This window comes from Xanthomonas sp. AM6 (assembly GCF_025665335.1).
Taxonomy (GTDB): Bacteria; Pseudomonadota; Gammaproteobacteria; order Xanthomonadales; family Xanthomonadaceae; genus Xanthomonas_A.
The window spans coordinates 680703-699405 of the sequence record NZ_CP106869.1 but is presented as its reverse complement, the minus strand read 5'-3'; the positions used below and the strand labels follow the sequence as shown (position 1 = coordinate 699405).

The 18703-nt window shown below is 69.8% G+C and carries 8 protein-coding genes; 1 reads left to right on the top strand and 7 read right to left on the bottom strand.

The annotated features are described in order from the left end of the window. From OCJ37_RS02940 to OCJ37_RS02920, 5 genes are all read right to left on the bottom strand, one after another. Positions 1 to 180 carry a hypothetical protein gene (locus tag OCJ37_RS02940; protein ID WP_263112220.1) on the bottom strand — a complete coding sequence of 60 codons (180 nt, stop codon included), beginning with the start codon at positions 178 to 180 and terminating at the stop codon, positions 1 to 3. Continuing rightward, positions 177 to 13715, bottom strand: coding sequence for a filamentous hemagglutinin family protein (locus OCJ37_RS02935; RefSeq protein WP_263112219.1), 13539 nt, complete (start codon positions 13713 to 13715; stop codon positions 177 to 179). The genes OCJ37_RS02940 and OCJ37_RS02935 overlap by 4 nt, the downstream gene beginning before the upstream one ends. Positions 13716 to 14041: 326 nt before the next feature. Further along, a complete protein-coding gene (locus OCJ37_RS02930; RefSeq protein WP_263112218.1) occupies positions 14042 to 15079 on the bottom strand; it encodes a FecR family protein in 1038 nt (345 codons plus the stop codon). 5 nt (positions 15080 to 15084) lie between these two features. Beyond that, positions 15085 to 15621: an RNA polymerase sigma factor gene (locus tag OCJ37_RS02925; RefSeq protein ID WP_263112217.1), complete on the bottom strand. Its 537-nt coding sequence runs from the start codon at positions 15619 to 15621 to the stop codon at positions 15085 to 15087. Then, positions 15618 to 16295, bottom strand: coding sequence for an STN domain-containing protein (locus tag OCJ37_RS02920; RefSeq protein WP_263112216.1), 678 nt, complete (start codon positions 16293 to 16295; stop codon positions 15618 to 15620). The genes OCJ37_RS02925 and OCJ37_RS02920 overlap by 4 nt, the downstream gene beginning before the upstream one ends. 165 nt (positions 16296 to 16460) lie before the next feature. Here OCJ37_RS02920 and OCJ37_RS02915 point away from each other — a divergent pair, with 165 nt between their 5' ends. Then, positions 16461 to 16844, top strand: a complete 384-nt coding sequence (locus OCJ37_RS02915; RefSeq protein WP_263112215.1) for a hypothetical protein — start codon at positions 16461 to 16463, stop codon at positions 16842 to 16844. Positions 16845 to 16895: 51 nt separating this feature from the next. Here the strand turns inward: OCJ37_RS02915 and OCJ37_RS02910 are convergent, their stop codons facing one another. Then, the gene (locus OCJ37_RS02910) at positions 16896 to 17342 is read right to left on the bottom strand and encodes an energy transducer TonB (RefSeq protein ID WP_263113555.1); all 447 of its coding nucleotides are present in this window, start codon (positions 17340 to 17342) and stop codon (positions 16896 to 16898) included. Positions 17343 to 17528: 186 nt separating this feature from the next. Beyond that, a complete protein-coding gene (locus OCJ37_RS02905; protein WP_263112214.1) occupies positions 17529 to 18701 on the bottom strand; it encodes a tyrosine-protein phosphatase in 1173 nt (390 codons plus the stop codon). Positions 18702 to 18703: the final 2 nt, after the last annotated feature.

The window sequence follows — 18703 nt, the reverse complement described above, 5'->3', positions numbered from 1 at the left end:
TCATGCAGGTGTCGACCCGAGCGCGCGGAAACGGATCCCCCCGCGTGTTTCCTGCGGCCCGGGCATCATGGCGTGCGCATGTATCGCCGACGTTGCAAAGCGCCGCGCTTCCGGTCCTGTCTCGCGGCGAAGGCGCTCGATGGGCACCTTCGCCACGATCGCCATGACGATTGCAGTCATTGCGTGTCCGGCGCCAAGCGCGCGCGTTGCTCGGGCGTCAGCTCTCCCATGCCGACCACCTGCACCACGCTGTTGCTGTCGTAGCCCTCGTCCTTGCGCGGCGGTTCGACACTGCTGGAATCCTCGCCGAAACCCAGCACCTGCACGCTGATCACCGAGGGCCGCGACTGCTGCGTCTGCCGTTTCACCATGTCCTGCGCGGCCTGCACCGCGCTGTTGGCCGCCGCGCTGGCCGAGGTCAGCGCGCTGACGTTCACCGCCGCCGCCACCGGGATGCCGGTGGCTTCGCCCTGGGTCTGGATGTTCTCGGCATTGAGCACCTGCAGCGCGGCCAGGTTCACGTTGCCCGACACGCGGATGCCCGCCTCGCCCGCATCGATGGTGCCCAGCGGCGCGATCAGGTCGATGTCGCCCGGCGGCACTTCGGGAACGGGATTGAGCGTGGCGATGCCCGCACCGGTGTTCGGCGCGCTCGGCGACAGGCTGACGTTGCCGACATCGTCGTAGGCGCGGCGTTGCGGCGTATACACCACCGTGGTCTTGCTGCCGCGGCCGGCGTTGATGTCGCCCTGCGCGGACCACGCCAGGATGTCGCCGCCGAAGGTGGTGAAGATGCGGCTCTGGCCCATGAGGATGTCGTCGAGCGCGTACAGGTTGATGTCGCCCTCGCCCTGGGTCATCACGCCCGATCCGGCGCCCGGGACGAATCCGCCGTCCACGCCCACCAGGGTGCGTCCGCCGGGCGTCATGATGCTGATGTCGCCGCCGAAGTTGGTGTGGATGCCGGCGTCGAGCACGTCGTAGAACGCCACGTCGTAGCCCGGGCTGCCCAACGCCTCCCATTCGGCTTTGGTGATGTAGGTCTTGCCGGGTGTCGGACGGTCCTTGCCGATGCCCTGGGAGTTCACCCAGTCGTCGTAGTAGAGCGCACTGCTGAACAGGGTCAGGTCCCCTTCGTAGACGCGCGTGTGGCCTGCGGCGTCGCGCTCCGGCAACAGCGTGGCGATGGCCTCGCGGCCGCGCAGGTAGCTGCCGAAACGCTGGCCGTCGCGGTCGTTGTATTCGCGGCCGGCGGTCTTCAGTTCGGCGTAGTAGACGTTGCGCAGGAACGCGCGCTGCTGTTCCGGCGGCAGCCCGTCGAAGAATGCGCGCGCGTCCATCGTCGCCGCATCGAAGCGCAGGCCCAGGCCGTTGTCGCCGCCGAAGCGTTCGCTCAGCCAGTTCACCAGATGCAGCCGGCTCTCGACCTTGTACTCGCGGGACAGCGAGCGGTTGCTGGCGGCCCGCCCCTGCGCCACGGCGTCGCTGCGCTGCTGATCCAGCTCGGCCTGCTTGCAGGCCAGGAACGACGCGGCGCCGGCGTCATCGCCGCTGTAGCCGAATTCGCGCTGCAACCAGCGCGCCAATGTCAACTCGCCGCTGTAGATGGTCAACGCCTTGCCGGGCTGATCGGCGAACGGCCGTTCTGAATCGGCCTGGTTGCCGGGATCCAGGTAGCGCTCCGCGAAGCCGGACCAGTTCGCGCCCTCGCCCATGCCGGCGGCGACGGCGATGCTCGCACCGCTGCTGCGATCGCCCGGCGCGCCGTCCACCACCGACCCAAGGCTCTTCAACTCGCCCTTGTCCGCGAAGTAGAGATGGCGCCCGGCGGTGACTTCCAGCAGGCCCGGACCGGTGATGTAGAAGCTGCTGTGGCGGATATCGCGGCCCGCTTCCACCACCGAGATGTCGTCGGCATGCGCGTGCGAGACCAGGTTGCCCTTGCCGGCGACGACGGTGTCGTTCTTGCCCAGGGGCGTGCCGGAATCGGTGATGTCGCGGCCGGCGCGGATGGCCACCGGAATGGAACCTTCGTAGCGCACGCCGTCGCGGCCCTGGTAGCCCAGCGAGGCGATGTTGCCGGTACGCAGCCCGACGATGTCGCCTTCCACCGCGTAGTACTGCGCCGGCTGCTGCGCCTGCGGCGCATAGGCAGACGTGGCCGCACTGGCGAAGGTGAACAGCGCGGCGCCGTTGTGGCGCCCGCCCTCCAGCGCCCAGTCGCTATAGGCCGCCGCTTCCGGGGCCACGTTGTGCACGCGCACCGGATCGAAGCCCCACTGGCCGCCGCCGGTGTAGGACAGCAGGCCGGAGAAGCCGGGACGGAACGGACTGGTCAGCGCCAGCGGGTCGGCGGTCGAGGCGGTGATCGGATAGCCGCTGGCGTAGATCGAGTCCATCGCCAGCAGTTGCAGTTCGCCCTTGCCGGTGACGTTGACGAACTGCTCGCCGTGCGGCGACGGCGCCAGGGTCAGGCCCATCGACACTCGCAATGGCGACTGGGGGGCTATCGAGTTGAGCAGCGGGGTGGTGCCCACGCCGTAGTACATGCTGCCGTTGGCCGCGACCGCGCGCAGGATCGAAGGATAGAAATGGCCGTCCAGGGTGGCCGACTGGTTGCGGCCGCGGGAAGGACTGACCATGTCTTCCGTCACGCCGCTCTCGGCCCACGCCGTGGTCGGGGTCAGATTTCCGCCGGCGCTGAACAGATCCACCGCACTGGCCGGCGTCCACAGCGAGAACCAGCTCCAGCCCTCGCCCTCGTGTGCGACGCCTTGGTAGGAGAACGGCGTGGCGTTGTACTGCAGGCTGCGGCCGGGGTCGACCACGCCGCCCAGGACCAGATCGCCGCGGCTGTCCAGGCGTGCGGTCGCATCGCCGACCACCAGCACCGGTCCGCCGCCGGACAGCGAACGTCCGGCGGCGAAGGGATCGCCGCCGCGCGAGTCCAGCTGGTCGAGCACGCCATAGCGCAGCTGCACGCCGCCGACGGCGCCGGCCTGCAGGTTCAGCGCGCCCCGCAGGTTGACGAAGGTGCTGTTGAGATCGTGCTCGTTGCGCTGCAGGGCCGGGTTGGGATTGAGCGCGCCGCCGAGGCGGATGTCCAGATCGCCACCGCCGGTCTGCACCAGCTCGCCGGCTGCCGTCATCCGTCCGGTGCTGGCGACCGCCAGGTGCAGGCCCTGGCTGCGCGGCGCATGGGAGCGGGGATTCCCCGTCTGTCCGGTGAGCGCGGCATCGCCGCGCGCGCTGATCATGCCGGCGTCGCCATCCGTTTCCAGCCTGAGGTTGCCGCCGCCCAGCGTGCCGATCCCGGTGAATCCGGTGAGGAACGGCGTATTGGCGAACAACCGTTGTCCGGTCTCGTCCCGCTGGCCATTGGCCGGCCCGGCCACATACGTGCCGAAGTTGATCCACCAGGCCGCCGGCACGGCGTCCGCGCCGGTGTCCACGCTGCCGGTGCCCTGGCGCCAGAGCCAGCTGCCCACCGCGGTGGTGCCGATATGTTCGCGGACGTTGCCCAGCGGCACGTTGTACCGGTACTGCCCGGCGTTGTGACCGATGAGATCGCCGATGACGTCGCCCTGCGCGCGCAGCAGCACGTTGCCGCCATGCTCCGGGTACCACGCCTGGTACAGGCTGCCGTTGCCCCCGTCGACCCAGGCCTCGTACTCCGTGCCTTCGCTGCCGAGCACGCTGCCATCGGCCAGGCGGCCCCGGCGCTGGTCGTACGCAGCGCCCAGCGATGCCGACGCGGTGCCTGCGGTGTAGATGCCATAGGGCGAACTCATCTGGAAATCGCCGCCGGAGATCAGGTCCAGATCGCCGGTGCCGGTGCGCAGCACGCTGAACAGTTGCTGGCGTGCCGGCCGGCCTTCCATCCGGGTCTCGGCGGGCTTGCCGGGGTCCAGGACCCCGACCGTGGCGCCGACACCCCAGTCGTTGAGTTCCAACGGCGTTTCGGAAAAGACGCCCATGTCGCGCAGCGTCTGCAGCAGATCCGCCGGAATCTGTTCCCCCGGCACGATGCCGAAAAGCCCCATCGCCTCCCAGGTCGCCACGTCGACATCCGGCGCCCAGTGATAGGTCGTCGGCCTGCCGGTGCCGGGAACCTCCACTTCCATGAAGCCCAGCCCAAAATGCGTATCGGCCAGGTGCAGGCGCGCGCCGCTGTCGTGCCGGACCAGCCGCGTGTCCGCCGCCGCCGTGTCCGCAGCGGCGACCAGGCGCAGATCCCACGATTGCGACCCTTGCGGCAGCATCGGCGCCAACGCCCAGGTCCTGCCCTGGTTGCCGTCGGCATCGGCCGCCGGACGCAGGTTGACCATGACCGCGCCGCCGGGAAGCTTGACGTCGGTTTCGGCCGGCACGAGGGCGCCCTTGCCCAGCGCCAGCGGCCGGTCCAGGGTCGCGATCGCCGGCAACGGCACGCCGCCTGGCCACACGGCGGCCGCCATCTGCGTGTCCGATGGCAGGCGAAACCCCGCGCCCAATCGCATGCCGGGCTGTAGTTCGACCGGCTGCTGCAGCACCGTGCCCGCCGCATGGACGATGTTGTCGCCGGCATCACGCACCGCCGCGCCGAGCACGCTGCCAGCCGGCAGCGTGAGCGCCTGCTCCAGCGGCATCGCGACGGGCAGCACCGTGCCCGCCGGCAGGGCCATGCCCTGGGTGGGCAGGTCGTAGTTGAGTGTGCGCCCGGCCGCGAACTGCGTGCCTTCGGCCAGGGTGACCAGGCCGCCATGCGGAATGATCAGGTCCCCGCCCCAGGGCATGCGCCCGGCCGGCAGCACCCAGCCCTTGTCGTCCGGCGAGACCGGCAGTTTCGATCCGTCGAAGCCGTCGCTCAGGCTGCCGAAGATTTGCAGGTCGCCGCCCGCGCGGATCAGCAGTGCGCCCGCTTCGCCCGAGCCGTACGCGCCGGTCAGCTGCGCATGCGGATTGACGCTGGCGTAGCGATGGCCGGACAGATCGATGTCGCCATCGATGTGCAGATCGCCATCGGCCGTGCTGCTGACGATCTCGATACCCGGGCGGAGATGGAACTGGTTGCCGTAGGCGCGCAGTCCGCCCAGCTTGCCGTTCATCAGGCCGCCGTTCGCCAGCGCGTTGGCGACGAACTGCTGGCTGTCGGCATGCTTGCGGTCCAGGTAGGCCTGGTCGATGGTCTGGTAACCGCGGCCGTCCACGCCGATATCCGTCCCGGCAGCGGCGTCGTCGTAGCGCTGGAAGGCATTGACGGTGACCGCACGGGCGCCGGCGATCCGCACCGTGCCCGACGCGTCGATGTCCACGTCGTTGCCGGTGGTGCCACCCAGGCGTGGCGCATTGAGCGTGACGGTGCCGTAGTCGGCGCTCGCGCCGGCCACGCCCAGGTCCATGCGCGCCCCGCTGCCGATCGCCAGGCGGCCATCGCCGGAATCTATTTCGATCGTCGCGCGGTTCGGCGCCTCGATCGCCTTGCCATAGCTGTCCGTGCGCAACACGCTGCCGCTGGCGTCGAGCACCGCGCTGCCGGCCACGGTGACGCCCGCGTTCGCCGCCAGGCGGATGCTGCCCACCTGCTCGCCGCTGGCATCGACCGTGCCGTTGACGGTGAGGCTGCCGTTGTCGACGGAGACGTTGATCTCGCGCGCCTTGAGTTCGTCGCCGACGACCAGGTCGCCCTGCCTGAACTGGAAGCTGCGGCCGCCGAACGCTTCGCCTGCGGTCAGCCTGGCGTTGAGGCCGCTGAAGTCGGCGATGCGCTGGCCGCGCACGTCGATGTAGCCGGAAGCGAACGGCACCGCGGTGCCGCCGGCGTCGTAGTGCCCGCTGCTGCCGGCGGCTATCGCGCCGGCCAGGTCGACGCCGCCTTCCAGCGCCATCGCCGTCAGCTTGCCGGCGCGGTTGAAGTCGGCGGAGATATCGATGCGCGACGCCGACGACTGCAAAACGTCGCCCTGGCGGCTGTCGAGGACGACGTCGCCGCCCCAGCTGTACTTGCTGACGTCGTAGAAATCGATCTTCCTGCCGGCCAGATCCAGCCATGCGCCATCGGCCAGCGCCACATCGCCGTCCGCCGCCAGTGTCAGCTTGCCGCTGGGCAGCAGGACGGCGGTGTCCAGCGTCAGCGCGCCGCGCGCGTCCAGGACCAGTTCGGCACCCAGCGCATCGGCCAGCGCGGTGTTGTCCGGCGAGGGCCGGGCGGCGCCCGTGGGTGCCGTGGCGGTGATGTTGCCGCCGGCCTTGATCGTGTTCACCGAACCGGCATGGCCGGTCAGCAAGGGCGTGGAGATGCTGAGATCGCCACCGCTGTGGCGGAACGACTTGCTGGCGTCGTCCCAGCCATCGCGGGACTGGTAAACCGACAGGCTGCCCTTGTGGTTGGCGGTGATCCGTTCGCTGGCATTGAGCGCGACGCCGGCGAACCCCAGGGCCAGGCGGTCGTGCGTGGCCAGCGTGTCCGCTTGGCTGCGCGGCCCGTAGCCGAACTCGATCTGGCGCGCATCGACGACCAGTTGGCCGCTGCCGGAACCCGGGCCGCCGGCGACCAGGCTGCCGGCGGCGCCCTTGGCGCCGTTCCAGACCAGCGTATCGGTTTCGATGCGTGCCACGTCCGCCGCATCGCCGTAGCCGTAGAGCGCGGGGGTGCCCAGCACCAACTGCTTCAACGACGACTTGCCGGTGATGGCGTCGAACGTGGACAGTTCCACCGAATCGAAGAAGTTCACCGAATCGCGCGCGGTGAGCACCAGATTCTCCAGCGCCGGCGCGCCGGTGCTGGTGTCGCCCGCCAACAGGCGGTCGAGCACCTGCTGGTTCAGGGTCAGGCCATTGGGCAGGACGCCGCGCGCGGCGGCATCGGCCAGCGCCTGTTCGCTGCCGATGTTGATGCCGCCCACCGCCAATACCAGGTTGCGGGTGCCATAACGCACCGACTCGTCCAGCAGGAACGACTTCTCGGTGGCGGCGGTGATCGTGCCCTCGGCGTAGAGCCGGGTGCTGCCCGTGCAGCTGGCGCCCTCGGCGCAGGCGCCGATATCGATCTTGCCGGAACCGTAGAGGCCATCGCCGGCTTTCGGTGCCAGCATGTCCAGCCAACCATTGGACAGCGCCAATACGCCATTGAGGCCCGGGTCGAACACATAGCCCAGCTTCGAGTCCCAGGCCGCCGCGCCGCGGCCCAGCGTGTCGATGGAGGCGCCTTGCTCCACGGTGATGCCGCCCGCGGGCTGCCCGCTGATCAGGAACACCTGGGCCGCGGACAGCACGGCGCCTTCGCGCAGCGTGATCGAACGCGCGCTGGTGAAGCTGCTGCCGAGACTGACCAGGTGCGCGTCCTGCGTCCTGCGCTGCCCGTCCGTGAACTGCGATATCAACTCGTTGCCGATGCTGAGGGTGGAAGCACCCACTCCGTTGAGCACATCGGCATGCAGCGAGACGCCGTCGAATCCTTCGGTCGCGGCCGCGCCTTCGCCCAGGATTTCGATGTCCCGGCCACGCACCACCAAGGTGCCGCCGTAACCGCCTTCGGCCGCCGCGAAGCGCACCGTGCCGTCCGCCATCTGCAGGCCGTGGCGATCGTCCAGGCCGTTGCCCGGCGCCAGGTGCAGGGTCTTGGCGTCGCGCTCGAGCAGCGGCCGCGGCACGCCGTCGCGCTGGGCCCAGGCCAGGCCGAACTCGGCAAAACTGGTTTCGTTGTACTGCGAATAGGCGCGCAGCGTGTCGGCCGAGGTGAGGATCGCCTGGGTCGGCAAGGCGTCCGCGATATCGGTACCGGCGACGCTCAGCCGCGCGGATGCGCCGTAGGAGCCGTTGCGCATCGGGCTGACCGCGCCGGCGGCCGCCACGCTGTTGGCCAGGCCGTTGAGCTCGACGCGGAACGCGCCGGGCAGCAAGGCGTACGAGGACGGCAGCAGCGTGTAGGTGCCGGCGGGCAGGCCGGGCACGCCTTCGCCCAGGGTGATCTGCCGACCGATCGCGGGATCGCCGGCGCCATGTTCCTGCGCCACCGGCGCGTAGCCCGGCTGCGTGCCCGGGACGATCGCATAGACCGGATTGGTCGACAGGCCCGGCAGCACGAAGCCACCGCCATCGGCCGCCATCTGCACCAGCGGATTCAGGCGCGCATCGGTGGAGCCGCCGCGCCCGGACAGGAACGCCGCGCCGGTCAGTTTTCCGCCACCGGAAAGATCGATCGATGCGCCTTCCTGCACCTCGATCCTTCCGCCGTCCAGCTGCACGGACCCCATCAGGCTGCCGAGGCCCTGGTAGGTCACGTCGCGGCCGTCGTAGGTGTAGGTCAGGCCGTCGACGGTGCCGCCGTAGGGCATGGTCAATCCGGCGGCGCTGGCCGAGGTGATGCTGCCGGGACGAAGGACCACGCTGCTGGGCTGGCCGACGTCGTGTTCGTCCGGATCCACCAACGTGTTGCCACTGCCCATGACGATCGTGCCCAGCGGCGCGCGCAGGACGCCGCCATGGTCGATCGCGCCGGAGCGCAGATACAGGCTGCCGAAGACGGAGAACGGCACGCGCGGCTCGGCGCTGCCGGTGCGCTCGATGCGCAGGCTGCGCTCGCCGTCGAACGCCACCGCTTCGCCGCCCCACTGGTTCAAGTAGGGATAGCGGCCCACATTCACCTCGGCGAGCGCGTGGGTCGCCGGATAGACCTGGCTGGCCGCAAGCACCAGGTCGCCGCCGGTGTCCAGCGACGTGCGGTCCTTGGCGATGGCCTTGAGGAAACGCAGATCGCCCTGGCTGCGCAGTTCCACCGTCTCGAAACCGTCGCGCCGCACCTCCAGCCGCGTGCCGTCCGCCTGCTCGGCGGCGCCGGCGGTGCCGAAGCCGACGTCCTCGATGACGTCCAGCAGGCTGCTGTCGATCGTCAGGCGCGAGCCTTCCAGGACCTCCGGCAGGCCCGAAGGCGTCGGGTACGGCATGGTGTGGTGATCTTTCTGCGAACGGGTGGCGCCGGCCAGCCGCACGTAGGGGGCCGCCAGCGCGATGTCGGCGCCTTGCGAACCCGGCGCAAGACTGATGCTGCCGGCGGTCAGGCGCAGGCTCTGGCCCAGCTGCAGGTCCACGCCATCGCCGATGCCGAGAACGCCGTTGACCAGCAGCGAAAGATTGTCGAAACCGCCGGCTTGGATCCGGTCCACGCCGATGCGCGCATGGCCGTAGTCCAGCCCCGTCCCCGCGTGCCCCGGTTGCAGCCGTTCCGGCAGCGCTTCGCGCTCCTGCTCGGCCACCAGATGCATTTCGCGCACGCTGCGCACGCGCGCATCCGGCCTGTCGGCGAGCAGATAGTTCGGCGTTTCCAGCGCCAGCGCCAGGGTGCCGCCCGCCGCGCCGGCGCCGCCTGCCGCCGCGCGCAGGTCGCCATCGACGAACAGGCCATTGGAACTGGCCAGATGGATCATTCCGCCATCGGAGGCGATCGGGGCCGCCTGCCCTTGCGGAACGTCGAGCGTGGCCGCCGCGCCGGACGCATCCAGCCGCGCACCGGGACGCACCACTACGAACGCGTCGGCTGCGCCGACCTCTGTGGCATCGGCGTTGTACTTGGCGCCGATCTGGATGCGGCCGCCATCGGTCACCTGTCCATAGCGGCGGCCCTGCGCGTCCAGCGCGACATGCGCGAGACCGGCGACATCCAGCAGCGCGGTTTCGCCGATCCACAGCGAGCGATCATGCGACTGGCCCGTGTTCAGCGCGGGATCGAAGTCGTCGATCTGCAGATCGATGTGGCCGCTCGCAGCGCGCAACGTGCCTTCCACGGTGATTTGCCCATTGCCGGTCAAGCCGATGCTGCGCCCGGGATCGACGCTGACGCGCGCGCCCTGTCCGATCGACAGGGTCGATGGCGCGCCGTAACGACTGCCCGCGTGCAGTTGCAGGTCGGCGCCATCGCGAAGGGATAGCCGCGCCGCGGTCACGTCTTCCTGGAACTGCGGCGGCTGCCACAACGTCAATGCCGCGCTCGGGTCGGCGCCCGTTTCCACCCCTCGCGCACTGGAACGGTCCCACTGCAGCACCGGCATGCGCACGTCGATCGTCGCGCCTTCGGCAACTGCCAGGCTCTGCTGTCCGGCGATGTCGTAGGAAGAAAAACCCTGCGCGAGCAGGTCCGCATCCAGGTGCAGCGGCGCGGCCACCGCGACGTCCTGCTCGAGCACCCTGCCCGCGGCGATGCGGCTTCCCGCCTCGAACACCACCGCGACCGGTGCCCGATCGCCGGCCTTCACCACCGCCGTCGCCGGCTTGACCGCCAGGCCGTTGGGGAACACCTCGCCCTGGACCACATAGCCGGTGGGGAAAGTGCCGCCGATACCGGTGATGACCGTGCCCGCGGGCAATTCCGGCGGCGTGGCATACGAGTACACGGCGATCTGCTCTCCGCTCGCCGTGTTGACCCAATAACTGGCGCCCGTATCCGGCCTCGGCAGCGCCCAGGCGGCACCGAGCGTCACGTAGCTGTCCGCTTGGCCCAGCGTGATCGCCGGGGCCGAACCCACCGCCTCGCCCGGCTTGGCGTGGCTGCGCGTGTAGCGATAGTCCGACGGCAGCACGGCGCCCTCGGCCACGCTGAAGTCCGATTCGGTGATCAGATCGATCAGCGAGGCCTCGCCCTGCCTCAGCACGCCATCGCTGCCCGGCACCTGACCGCCGATCACCACCGAACCGCCGGACTGCAAGGTCAGCCGGCCGCCGCCCTTGACGCCCTGGCTGCGCACTTCGCCTGCCAGCGTCAACCGTCCCGGCTTGGCGTCGTCGACGGTCTCGCTGGTCGGCAGATCGCTGGCGATCAGCGCGATGTCGCCGCCGCGCCCGCCGCGCAGGGTGTCGTCGGCCATCAGCACCGCGCCCGCCGAGGCGTCCAGCAGCGCGCCCTTGCCCACGCTCACGCTGCCGCTGCTGCGCACGTCGATGTCGCCGCCGCCCGCATACGGCATGCCGCCGATGTCACCCCCGTCCCGCGCCAGGTTGGTCCACAGGCCGCGCGCATCGAGCACCACATCTTCATCGATCGCGGTGCGCGCGGACATGCCGTCCGGCACGGGCGCCACCGCCGTTTCGATCCATCCCAGGTTGCTGGTCCATTTCTCGACCACGTTGCCCAGAGCGATGCGACCACCGCGCGCGGTGAGATCGGCGCCGACGTCCACCTGCGTGGCATGCAAGGCGATTTGCCCACCGGCTGCCACCGCGACCGCCTCGTTCACCTCCACGCCGGCGGTCGCGTAGGCCTTCAGCGAACCCAGTTCCTGGCGGTTGAGCCAGCCCGCGTCCAGCACGATGCGTTGCGCATCGGTGTCGCTCCCCTGCGCATCGGTGCCGGTCTGCCCCGTTTCGTCGTCGGCAACCTGTCCGATGACGATCTCCTTCGTGACCGCGCCGGCGCTGTAGCGCAGGTCCTGGGCGTCCTTGTCGTACACCGTCGCATAGCTGCCGACGATCAGTTCGCCGTTGCGCGCGGCGGCCGTCTGGCTTTGCCGATACCCGTCCAGATCCTGCTCGCGCGCCTGGGTCTGCCGGTCGCCCTGGAACGTGGCGGTCTCGATGTCGCCTTCCAGCGTGGCGGCGCGGGTGGCGACCACCAGCCTGCCGGCGTCGCGGCCGACGGTGTAGCCGTTCTCCAGCCGCTTCTGCCTGCCGATCAACGGACTGTAGTAGTACGCGGTGGCGGCACTGCCCCAACGCGCATGGGTATCCTCGAAACCGCGGTACAGGCCGGTGTACAGCAGGTCGCCGGGCGCGGTCGACGCGTTGTAGAGCTTGCCGTCGGCGCCCTTGAGGTGGGTCTGGTTGACATAGCCGGTCTGCACGTCGAGGGTGCCGCCAGACAGGTTGATGCTGGAACCCCGCTGGCTGACCAGCTCGCCGCCGCCGAACTGCACGGTGCCGCCCTGCGCCGACCATTCGCCGATGCCATGGCCGGTGATGCCCAGGTAACCGCCCACTTCCAGCAGCCCGCCGGCGGTGTACCAGCGATCGGCTTCGTAGCCGTTGGTGCCCGCCGGGACCAGCACCAGGTCGCGCCGGTCCAGCCAGATGTCGTTGTTGTTGAGCGCCTTGCCGTCGCGGTTCACCGGGGCGTCGCGCTGCTCGTTGCCCTGCACGTTGATCTGGACGTTGTTCGCCTCCATCGCGATCTTCACGCCGACATAGCCGGACACGTCGATGCGCGCGTCCTCCTGCACGCGGCTGGTACCCGCGGCCTCGACCAGCACCTGGCCGCTGGTGGCCAGGGTCAGGCTGCCGCCGTCGAAGGTCACGTCGCCGCCGCTGCCGATCTGCACCAGCGACTGGTCGCGCCGGTGCTGCACGCCGTCGCCCGGCTTGTCCGCGTCCTTGACCAGGGTCTCGCGCTGCACGTCCAGCGCGGTGGTCGCGCTGTCGTCGAGCACGATCGCGGTCAGGCTGCCTTCGCCCAGGCGAACCTGGCCGTCCGCGTCGCCTGCGTCGTTGCTCAGGTGGATGGTGCCGCGGGTATGCACCGACGTGGTCGACAGCAGCGTTCCTTGCTGGCGCACATCGCGTCCGGTCAAGGTGATGTCGCCGGTCTTGGCCTGGATCAGGCCGGTATTGCTCACTACGCCGCTGGCACGCGGCGCCGGTGCTTCGTCCCCGCCCGGGGCGGGCGCGGACCGCAACGCGGTCACCACGTTGCCGCGCGTGGTCGAGGTCTGGTTCTGCTCGGTGCCCAGGCCCTTGCGGATCACGAAGGCATCGCCGGCCGCCAGCGTGGTCTGGCCGTTGGCCGTGGCGATCTCGCCGTGGTTGTGGACCTCGGCGCCGAGCAGCATCACGTAGCCGCCGCCCTCGGTCACCGTGGACGGGGTGTGCGTGGTGATCTGCGCGCCGCGCTCCACGATGACGCTGCCGGTGGCCTGGCCGAAGCGGTTCGTCGCGCTGTCCAGATCGTTGGCGAAGGTGGGAACGAATCCAGTGCCCTTCGCCTCGCTGTAGAGCCCCTTGGCGAACTGCTGATCGCTGATGTTCACCGCCGATGCGGCCAGGTTCTTCACGTTGACCTGGCTGCTGCCGCCGAACACCACGCCGTTGCGGTTGATCAGGAACACCGTGCCGGGCGCGTTGATCTGGCCCTGGATCTGCGACGGCCGCGCCAGCGGATCGTTGATGCGGTTGAGCACCGACCAGCTCGCGTCCTGGCGGAAATCCACCAGGGTGTCGCGGCCGACGTTGAACGTCTCCCAGTTGAGCACCGCCTTGTCGGCCGTCTGTTCGATGGTGACGGTGGTCTTGCCGCCGGCGACCGCCTGGGTGGGGTCCTTCGCGTTGTGCCAACCGCTGGTCAGCGCGTTGTCGTCGATCTTCAGGCCGCCTTCGCCCAGTCCGTCGGGCACGCCGCCCGGGCGCGACCGCGCCGCTTCGCGCGCGGCCTGCTGCATACGCTGCTGCACGGCGATGGCCTGCGCCGCCGTGCCCAGGTTCTCCAGCGACGTCTTGAGCCTGTCGCGCGCCTCCTGGGTCTGCTGCTGCGGACGCGGCAGGTTGGCCGGCATGCCATTGGGCAACTGCCCGGTCTGGGCCGCGGCCTGCTGCTGCGCGCCCTTGGTGGCGAACCAGCCGGCACTGAACGCTTGCTGCGCGTGCACGCTGCCGGCCATGCCGCCGGCCACCAGCAGCGCGGTGATCGCATGTGCCAGCGGCTTGATCCGCAAGCCGCGGTTCGCGGAGTTGCGGCCAGCCTGGTTCGCCTGTTTCACCATTGCATCCACCCGTCGGAATATCGTTCGCTGATATGGACGAGCGCCTTCGATCCATGCCGATCGCGGCCGCGCATCGCGCGGCCACGATCTTCGCAATGCACCGCGTTGCGCTCGTTACGAGGGATAAGACCGGCGCTTGCGGCGCGGACTGAACCGCTGCAACAAAAATTTCATGCGCGCCGCGAAACAGCCGCAAATCGCCTGGCGCGTTTCATGCCGGTGTCATGTGGACGCGCTATACCGCGCGCGCCCGGCGATCCTGCGGCATACGCGGCACGCGAAGACCGACGCCTGCAATCGCCCGAAACCGGCCGCAGAGCGCCTCAGCTCATCACGATCACGCCGCCGGGCATCGACAGGATCCTTGCCCCATAGGCATCGCGCACCAGGTCGACGAAAGTGTCCAGGCGATCGAGCGGGATCCGCGCCTGCACCAGCCGCTCGGCCAGTGCGCTGTTGGTCACGACGATCCGGCCGCCGCGATGGCGGTTGATCTCGTCCACGACCGCCGCCAGCGGCTCGTTGTTGAAGATCAGCAGGCCGTGCCGCCAACCGTCGATGCGCTCGGCATCGACCTGCGCCACCGACGCGATCCGGTTCGGCGCCAACCGCGCCTGCCAGGCCGACTGCAGCACCACGTTGCGTCCGTTGCGGCTGACCCGTGCCGCGCCCTGCAGGCAGGTCACCCTGATGTCGTCGTCCACGCAACGCACGTTGATGCGCGAGCCGGGCGAGGGGACGACCTCGGCGCCCGCGACCAGAACCGAGAAACCCGCCGCCGCGGCGCGCGGCAGTTCGAACTGCGCTTCGCCTTCGAGCAGTTCAATGCCGACCGAACGGCCGCCGCCGGGCTGGCGCTTCAGCGCGGTCCGGGTGGCCATCGCGATCGTCAATCCCTGCACGTCGAATTCGAGGCTTTCGCCGGTGGCGGTGCGATAGTCGGCCGACATTTCCTGCCAGTCCGGCCACAGGCCCAGCGGCGATTTGGCGACCATCCAGCCCGTGGCGGCCGCCACCGCGCCGCCGAGGAACGCGCGGCGTCCCATGCGCACCTCACGCCCATGCCGGCGCCCAAGCGTGGCGCCCGGGCGTGGCGCAAGCGGCGTGGCGGCGTTGCCAGGCGCGGCAGCATCGGCCCGCCCGCGCTCGGCAGCCACCGCCAGCCCGTGCGCCGGCTCCAGCGCCCGCCACACCTGCCGGGCTTCGGCGAAAGCGCGCGCATGCAGCGGATCGGCCTGGCGCCAGCGGCGAAACGCCTCCGCATCGTCCACGGTGGCGCGACCGGACGTCAGCCGCAGCAGCCAGTGCTGCGCCTGCTCCCTGACGGACGCACCAGTGGGCATCGGTTCTGTGGTCTTCATATTCATCAGGACGGTTTTCCCGCCCCCGGACCGAACCGCTGCACGGCTTTCCGGTCCAGCCGCGTGGCGCAGTGTTGCAGCGCCCTCTTCAATTCCTTGCCGATCATCCGCAGCGATACGCCGTGCTGCTGGGCGATGGCGTCCAAAGGCTGCTGTTCGATCCGCGCCGCCACCAGGATGGCGCGCTGCCGCGGGCTGAGTTCCTGCAGCGCTTGCGCGAGCAGCAGCAGTTCCGACTGGCCGAAGGCGACCACCGCCGGGTCGATGCCGCCGGTGTCCTCGTCCATCAGCGCCTCGATTTCTTCGCCGGTCAGCACCCGCGCCTGGCTGGCACGCTGGTCCGAGGCGACGTTCACCGCCATCCGGAACAGGTAGGCGACCGGATTGCGCTGCGGGTGGGTCGCAGCGCCCATGCGCTCCACCCGCAACCAGGTTTCCTGCAACGCGTCCAAGGCCAGATCGTCCGAACCCAGCCGCCGCCTCAGGCGCTTGCGGAAGGCCTCGTAGTTGTCGAGGAACAGGCTGCGCAGGCCGGCGCTCATTGCGATCGCTTGCATGGTGGCGTGGACGTGTCCGATTCCGGCAGCAACAACAGCATCACCGGTTGCGGTACCTCGCTCGGCAGGCCGCGCAGCGGCAATCCGGCCAGGCGCCGCACGATCTCCAAGTCGCGTTGCGCATCGCCGCTGGATTCGAACAGTTCCGGCTGCCGGATCCGATCGCCTTCGTCCAGCCAGAAGCGCACCCCGGCGCGATAACGGCCGGGACGCGCCAGCGCCGACGCGCACAAGGCCTGCTCCAGCGAGCGCTGGATGACGCGCGCGCTCCTCGCGCGCGCAGCCACGCTCCCCGCCGTCGTCGCGGGCACCGCATGCGCGTTTTCGGTGGCGGACGAGACGGTGCCAGTCGCCACCAGGGTGAACGCCCCGTCCTCCACGTACCTGGGCGCAAGCCCTGTGCCGACCAACATCAACTGCAGTGCCTCCCTTTGCCGATAGCGTCCCGAGACCGGCGAGGACTCCAGCCCGACCAGCAGGCGCGAATCGATCAGCACGGCCAATCCGGTCGCCTCCCCGAACGCCTGCAACGCATCGGCCAACGGTTGCGAAGGAATGTCGAACGCGCGCACCGCCTCCACCCGCGCCTCCGCACCGTTGCCCGATCGCGGCGCGTGCGCGAACGCTGCCGGTGGATGCAGCCAGGCGAGCGCCAACACGACGAGCGCGTAGCGCCTACCCCTGGATGATCCGGACGCATGCCGCGGCGTGTGGCTACCGATGGCGTCGCGTCCAGGTGTCATCAAACTGCATGCAAGACGCGCCACCATCGCAACGCGGAATCCATCACACTAATCGGGCTCGATTTCAATCCAGTGACATTCATGTCCCGACCTGGACCGCCGCGTCCCCGCCTGTCCATCCTGCCGATCGCCCTGGCATTGCTTGCGGCCGATGCGCACGCGGTCGATCCGGAACCGCAGGATGCGGACGCGGCGGCGCTTCATTGCATCGAAGTCGAAGTGAACGGCGAACGCATTCCGGACTACGGTTGCTTCAGCCAAATGCTCGCCGGCCAACACATGGCCACCGACGGCCGGCCCGCCGCCATGACAGCCTCCGAGCGCATCGCCCGGCGCCCGCCGGCGGAACTGGGACTGGCGGATCGCGCCGCCACCAGCCAACGGATGGGCAATGCCTTCGGCAAGTCCACCACCCCGCAACGGCCGCCGCCGCCCGCGCCGCGCCCGGTCGTGCCCAACCGCTGAAACGGCGAAGGAGCGGCGGCGCGCGATGGAGCGTCGCGTGGCCGAGGCGCCTCAGCGCTGCGAGCCAGACGGGGCGTAATCCGGATTCGCGCGCAGCGACAGCCCTAGCACCAGCGGTTGCTGCATGTCGGCCGGCGGCAGTGCCGACAGCGGCTTGGCGGCCAGCAGCGCGCGCAGGTCGGCGTCGGCCTGGGGGCTGCCGAGCGTCCGGAACTCGGCGCGTTCGATGCGACCCTGCGCCGATATCCAGATACGCACCACCCACGGCTCGGCATGCGCCGCCACCACCTGCGGCTGCTCCAGCCACGCATGCAACCGCGTCACCAGGTCGCCACCTTCGTCGCTGAGGCGGTGCTGCAATTCGCCGCTGGCGAGCGCGGCGTAGGGCACCCAGTGCGTAGGCACCGGTGCCGGCACCGGCGTCGCCGTTGCCCCGGCGCCAGCGGCCAGCATCGCGCCGCCCACGAAGATGCCGCACGCCCTCGCCAGCGATAGCATGCGCAAGCGACGCCGCCAGCCAGATTGCCGGCGTCCCCTCTTGTCCTGTTGCATATCTTCCCTTCCTTGCAAAGTCTCGCCCGCATGCCGTGCGCAACTGCGCCGCGCCCTTGCGCTGCCGACCGCATCGCCACCGCGATGATCGCAACCGCGGCGCTGGCGATGACGCCCAGGAAGCCGCGTCCGCTAGCGGGCGGCGCGCCTTTCGCTTGCGGCCACCAGCGGGGCCGGCTCCAGGTAGATCGCCTGCAGTCGCTTGCGGTCTTCGCGGCTCACGCCCAGTTCTTTCTCGAAGTAGGCGTCGAGCGAGCCGTAGTCGTTGCGGATCTGGTCGAACGCGGCCGCGATCAGCGAGGCGTCGGTGCCCGACAGCACCTTCAGCGCTTCCGGCGGCAGCTTGCTCATCGCTTCCATGGTCGCACTGTGCGGGCCGTCGGCCTTGGGCGCGCCCTTGGCCTTGGACGCGGCATGCTTGGCCTGGCGTGCCGCTTCCTGCTTCGGATAGACGAGGGCGCTCAGCGCGTAGTCGGCGCTGACCGTGTCCGGGGCCACGCCCAGCGCGGTGAGCACCAGTGCACCCAGCACGCCGGTGCGGTCCTTGCCGGCGCTGCAGTTGAACAGCAGGCCGTTGCCTTCCTGCAGATCGGCGAAGGCCTGCTTGAACTGCGCCGCGTACATCTTCGGCATCGTCCGGTAGAAACTGCCGAACACGCGCAGCGCGGCCATTTCCGGGTTGGCCGACGGCGTGGAGAACGCCTTGGCGAAGGCGCCCGGGTCGAAATCCAGCTTGTAGTCCAGGCTGTAGTAGTCGCCACCTTGGGTGATGCGCTGCGCATCGGTCGGCTCGACCTTTCGCTCTTCCTGCGAACGCAGGTCGCAGATGGTCTTGATGCCGAGCTTCTGCAGGTAGGCGTAGTCGGCATCGGTCAGGTCGCTCATCACCCCGGAACGGTAGAGCCTGCCCCACTTGACGCTGCGGCCGTCGGTGGTGCGGTAGCCGCCGAGGTCGCGGAAGTTGACTCCGCCTTCCAGCGGCAGCACGCGTTCGGCGACGATTTCCTTGTGGCCTTCGTTGTCGTCGACCAGCACGTAGGGGCGCGTGCCGGCGACATGTTCGAGCTCCACGCGGCCGCTGGCGCCGGGCGCATCGTCGATCCGCTTGGCGTTGCCGGGAACCTTGCCCTGGGCATCGCTGAGCACGAGGTCGAGTTTTTCGTCGGCGGCCAGCGCGCCGGTCCAGACCACGGCGATCCTGGTCGGCGAAACGCGCTCGACGGCGATGTCGGTCGGCAACTGCGCCTGTGCGTCGAACGCGAGGGCGGCAATGGCGAGGGCCAACAGTGGCTTGCTGTTCTTCATGT

Excerpts from the sequence above, each read along its gene's own strand:
- OCJ37_RS02940 (WP_263112220.1), bottom strand. The coding sequence starts at position 180 with ATGACTGCAATCGTCATGGCGATCGTGGCGAAGGTGCCCATCGAGCGC.
- OCJ37_RS02930 (WP_263112218.1), bottom strand. The coding sequence starts at position 15,079 with ATGAAGACCACAGAACCGATGCCCACTGGTGCGTCCGTCAGGGAGCAG.
- OCJ37_RS02925 (WP_263112217.1), bottom strand. The coding sequence starts at position 15,621 with ATGAGCGCCGGCCTGCGCAGCCTGTTCCTCGACAACTACGAGGCCTTC.
- OCJ37_RS02915 (WP_263112215.1), top strand. The coding sequence starts at position 16,461 with ATGTCCCGACCTGGACCGCCGCGTCCCCGCCTGTCCATCCTGCCGATC.
- OCJ37_RS02910 (WP_263113555.1), bottom strand. The coding sequence starts at position 17,342 with ATGCTATCGCTGGCGAGGGCGTGCGGCATCTTCGTGGGCGGCGCGATG.
- OCJ37_RS02905 (WP_263112214.1), bottom strand. The coding sequence starts at position 18,701 with ATGAAGAACAGCAAGCCACTGTTGGCCCTCGCCATTGCCGCCCTCGCG.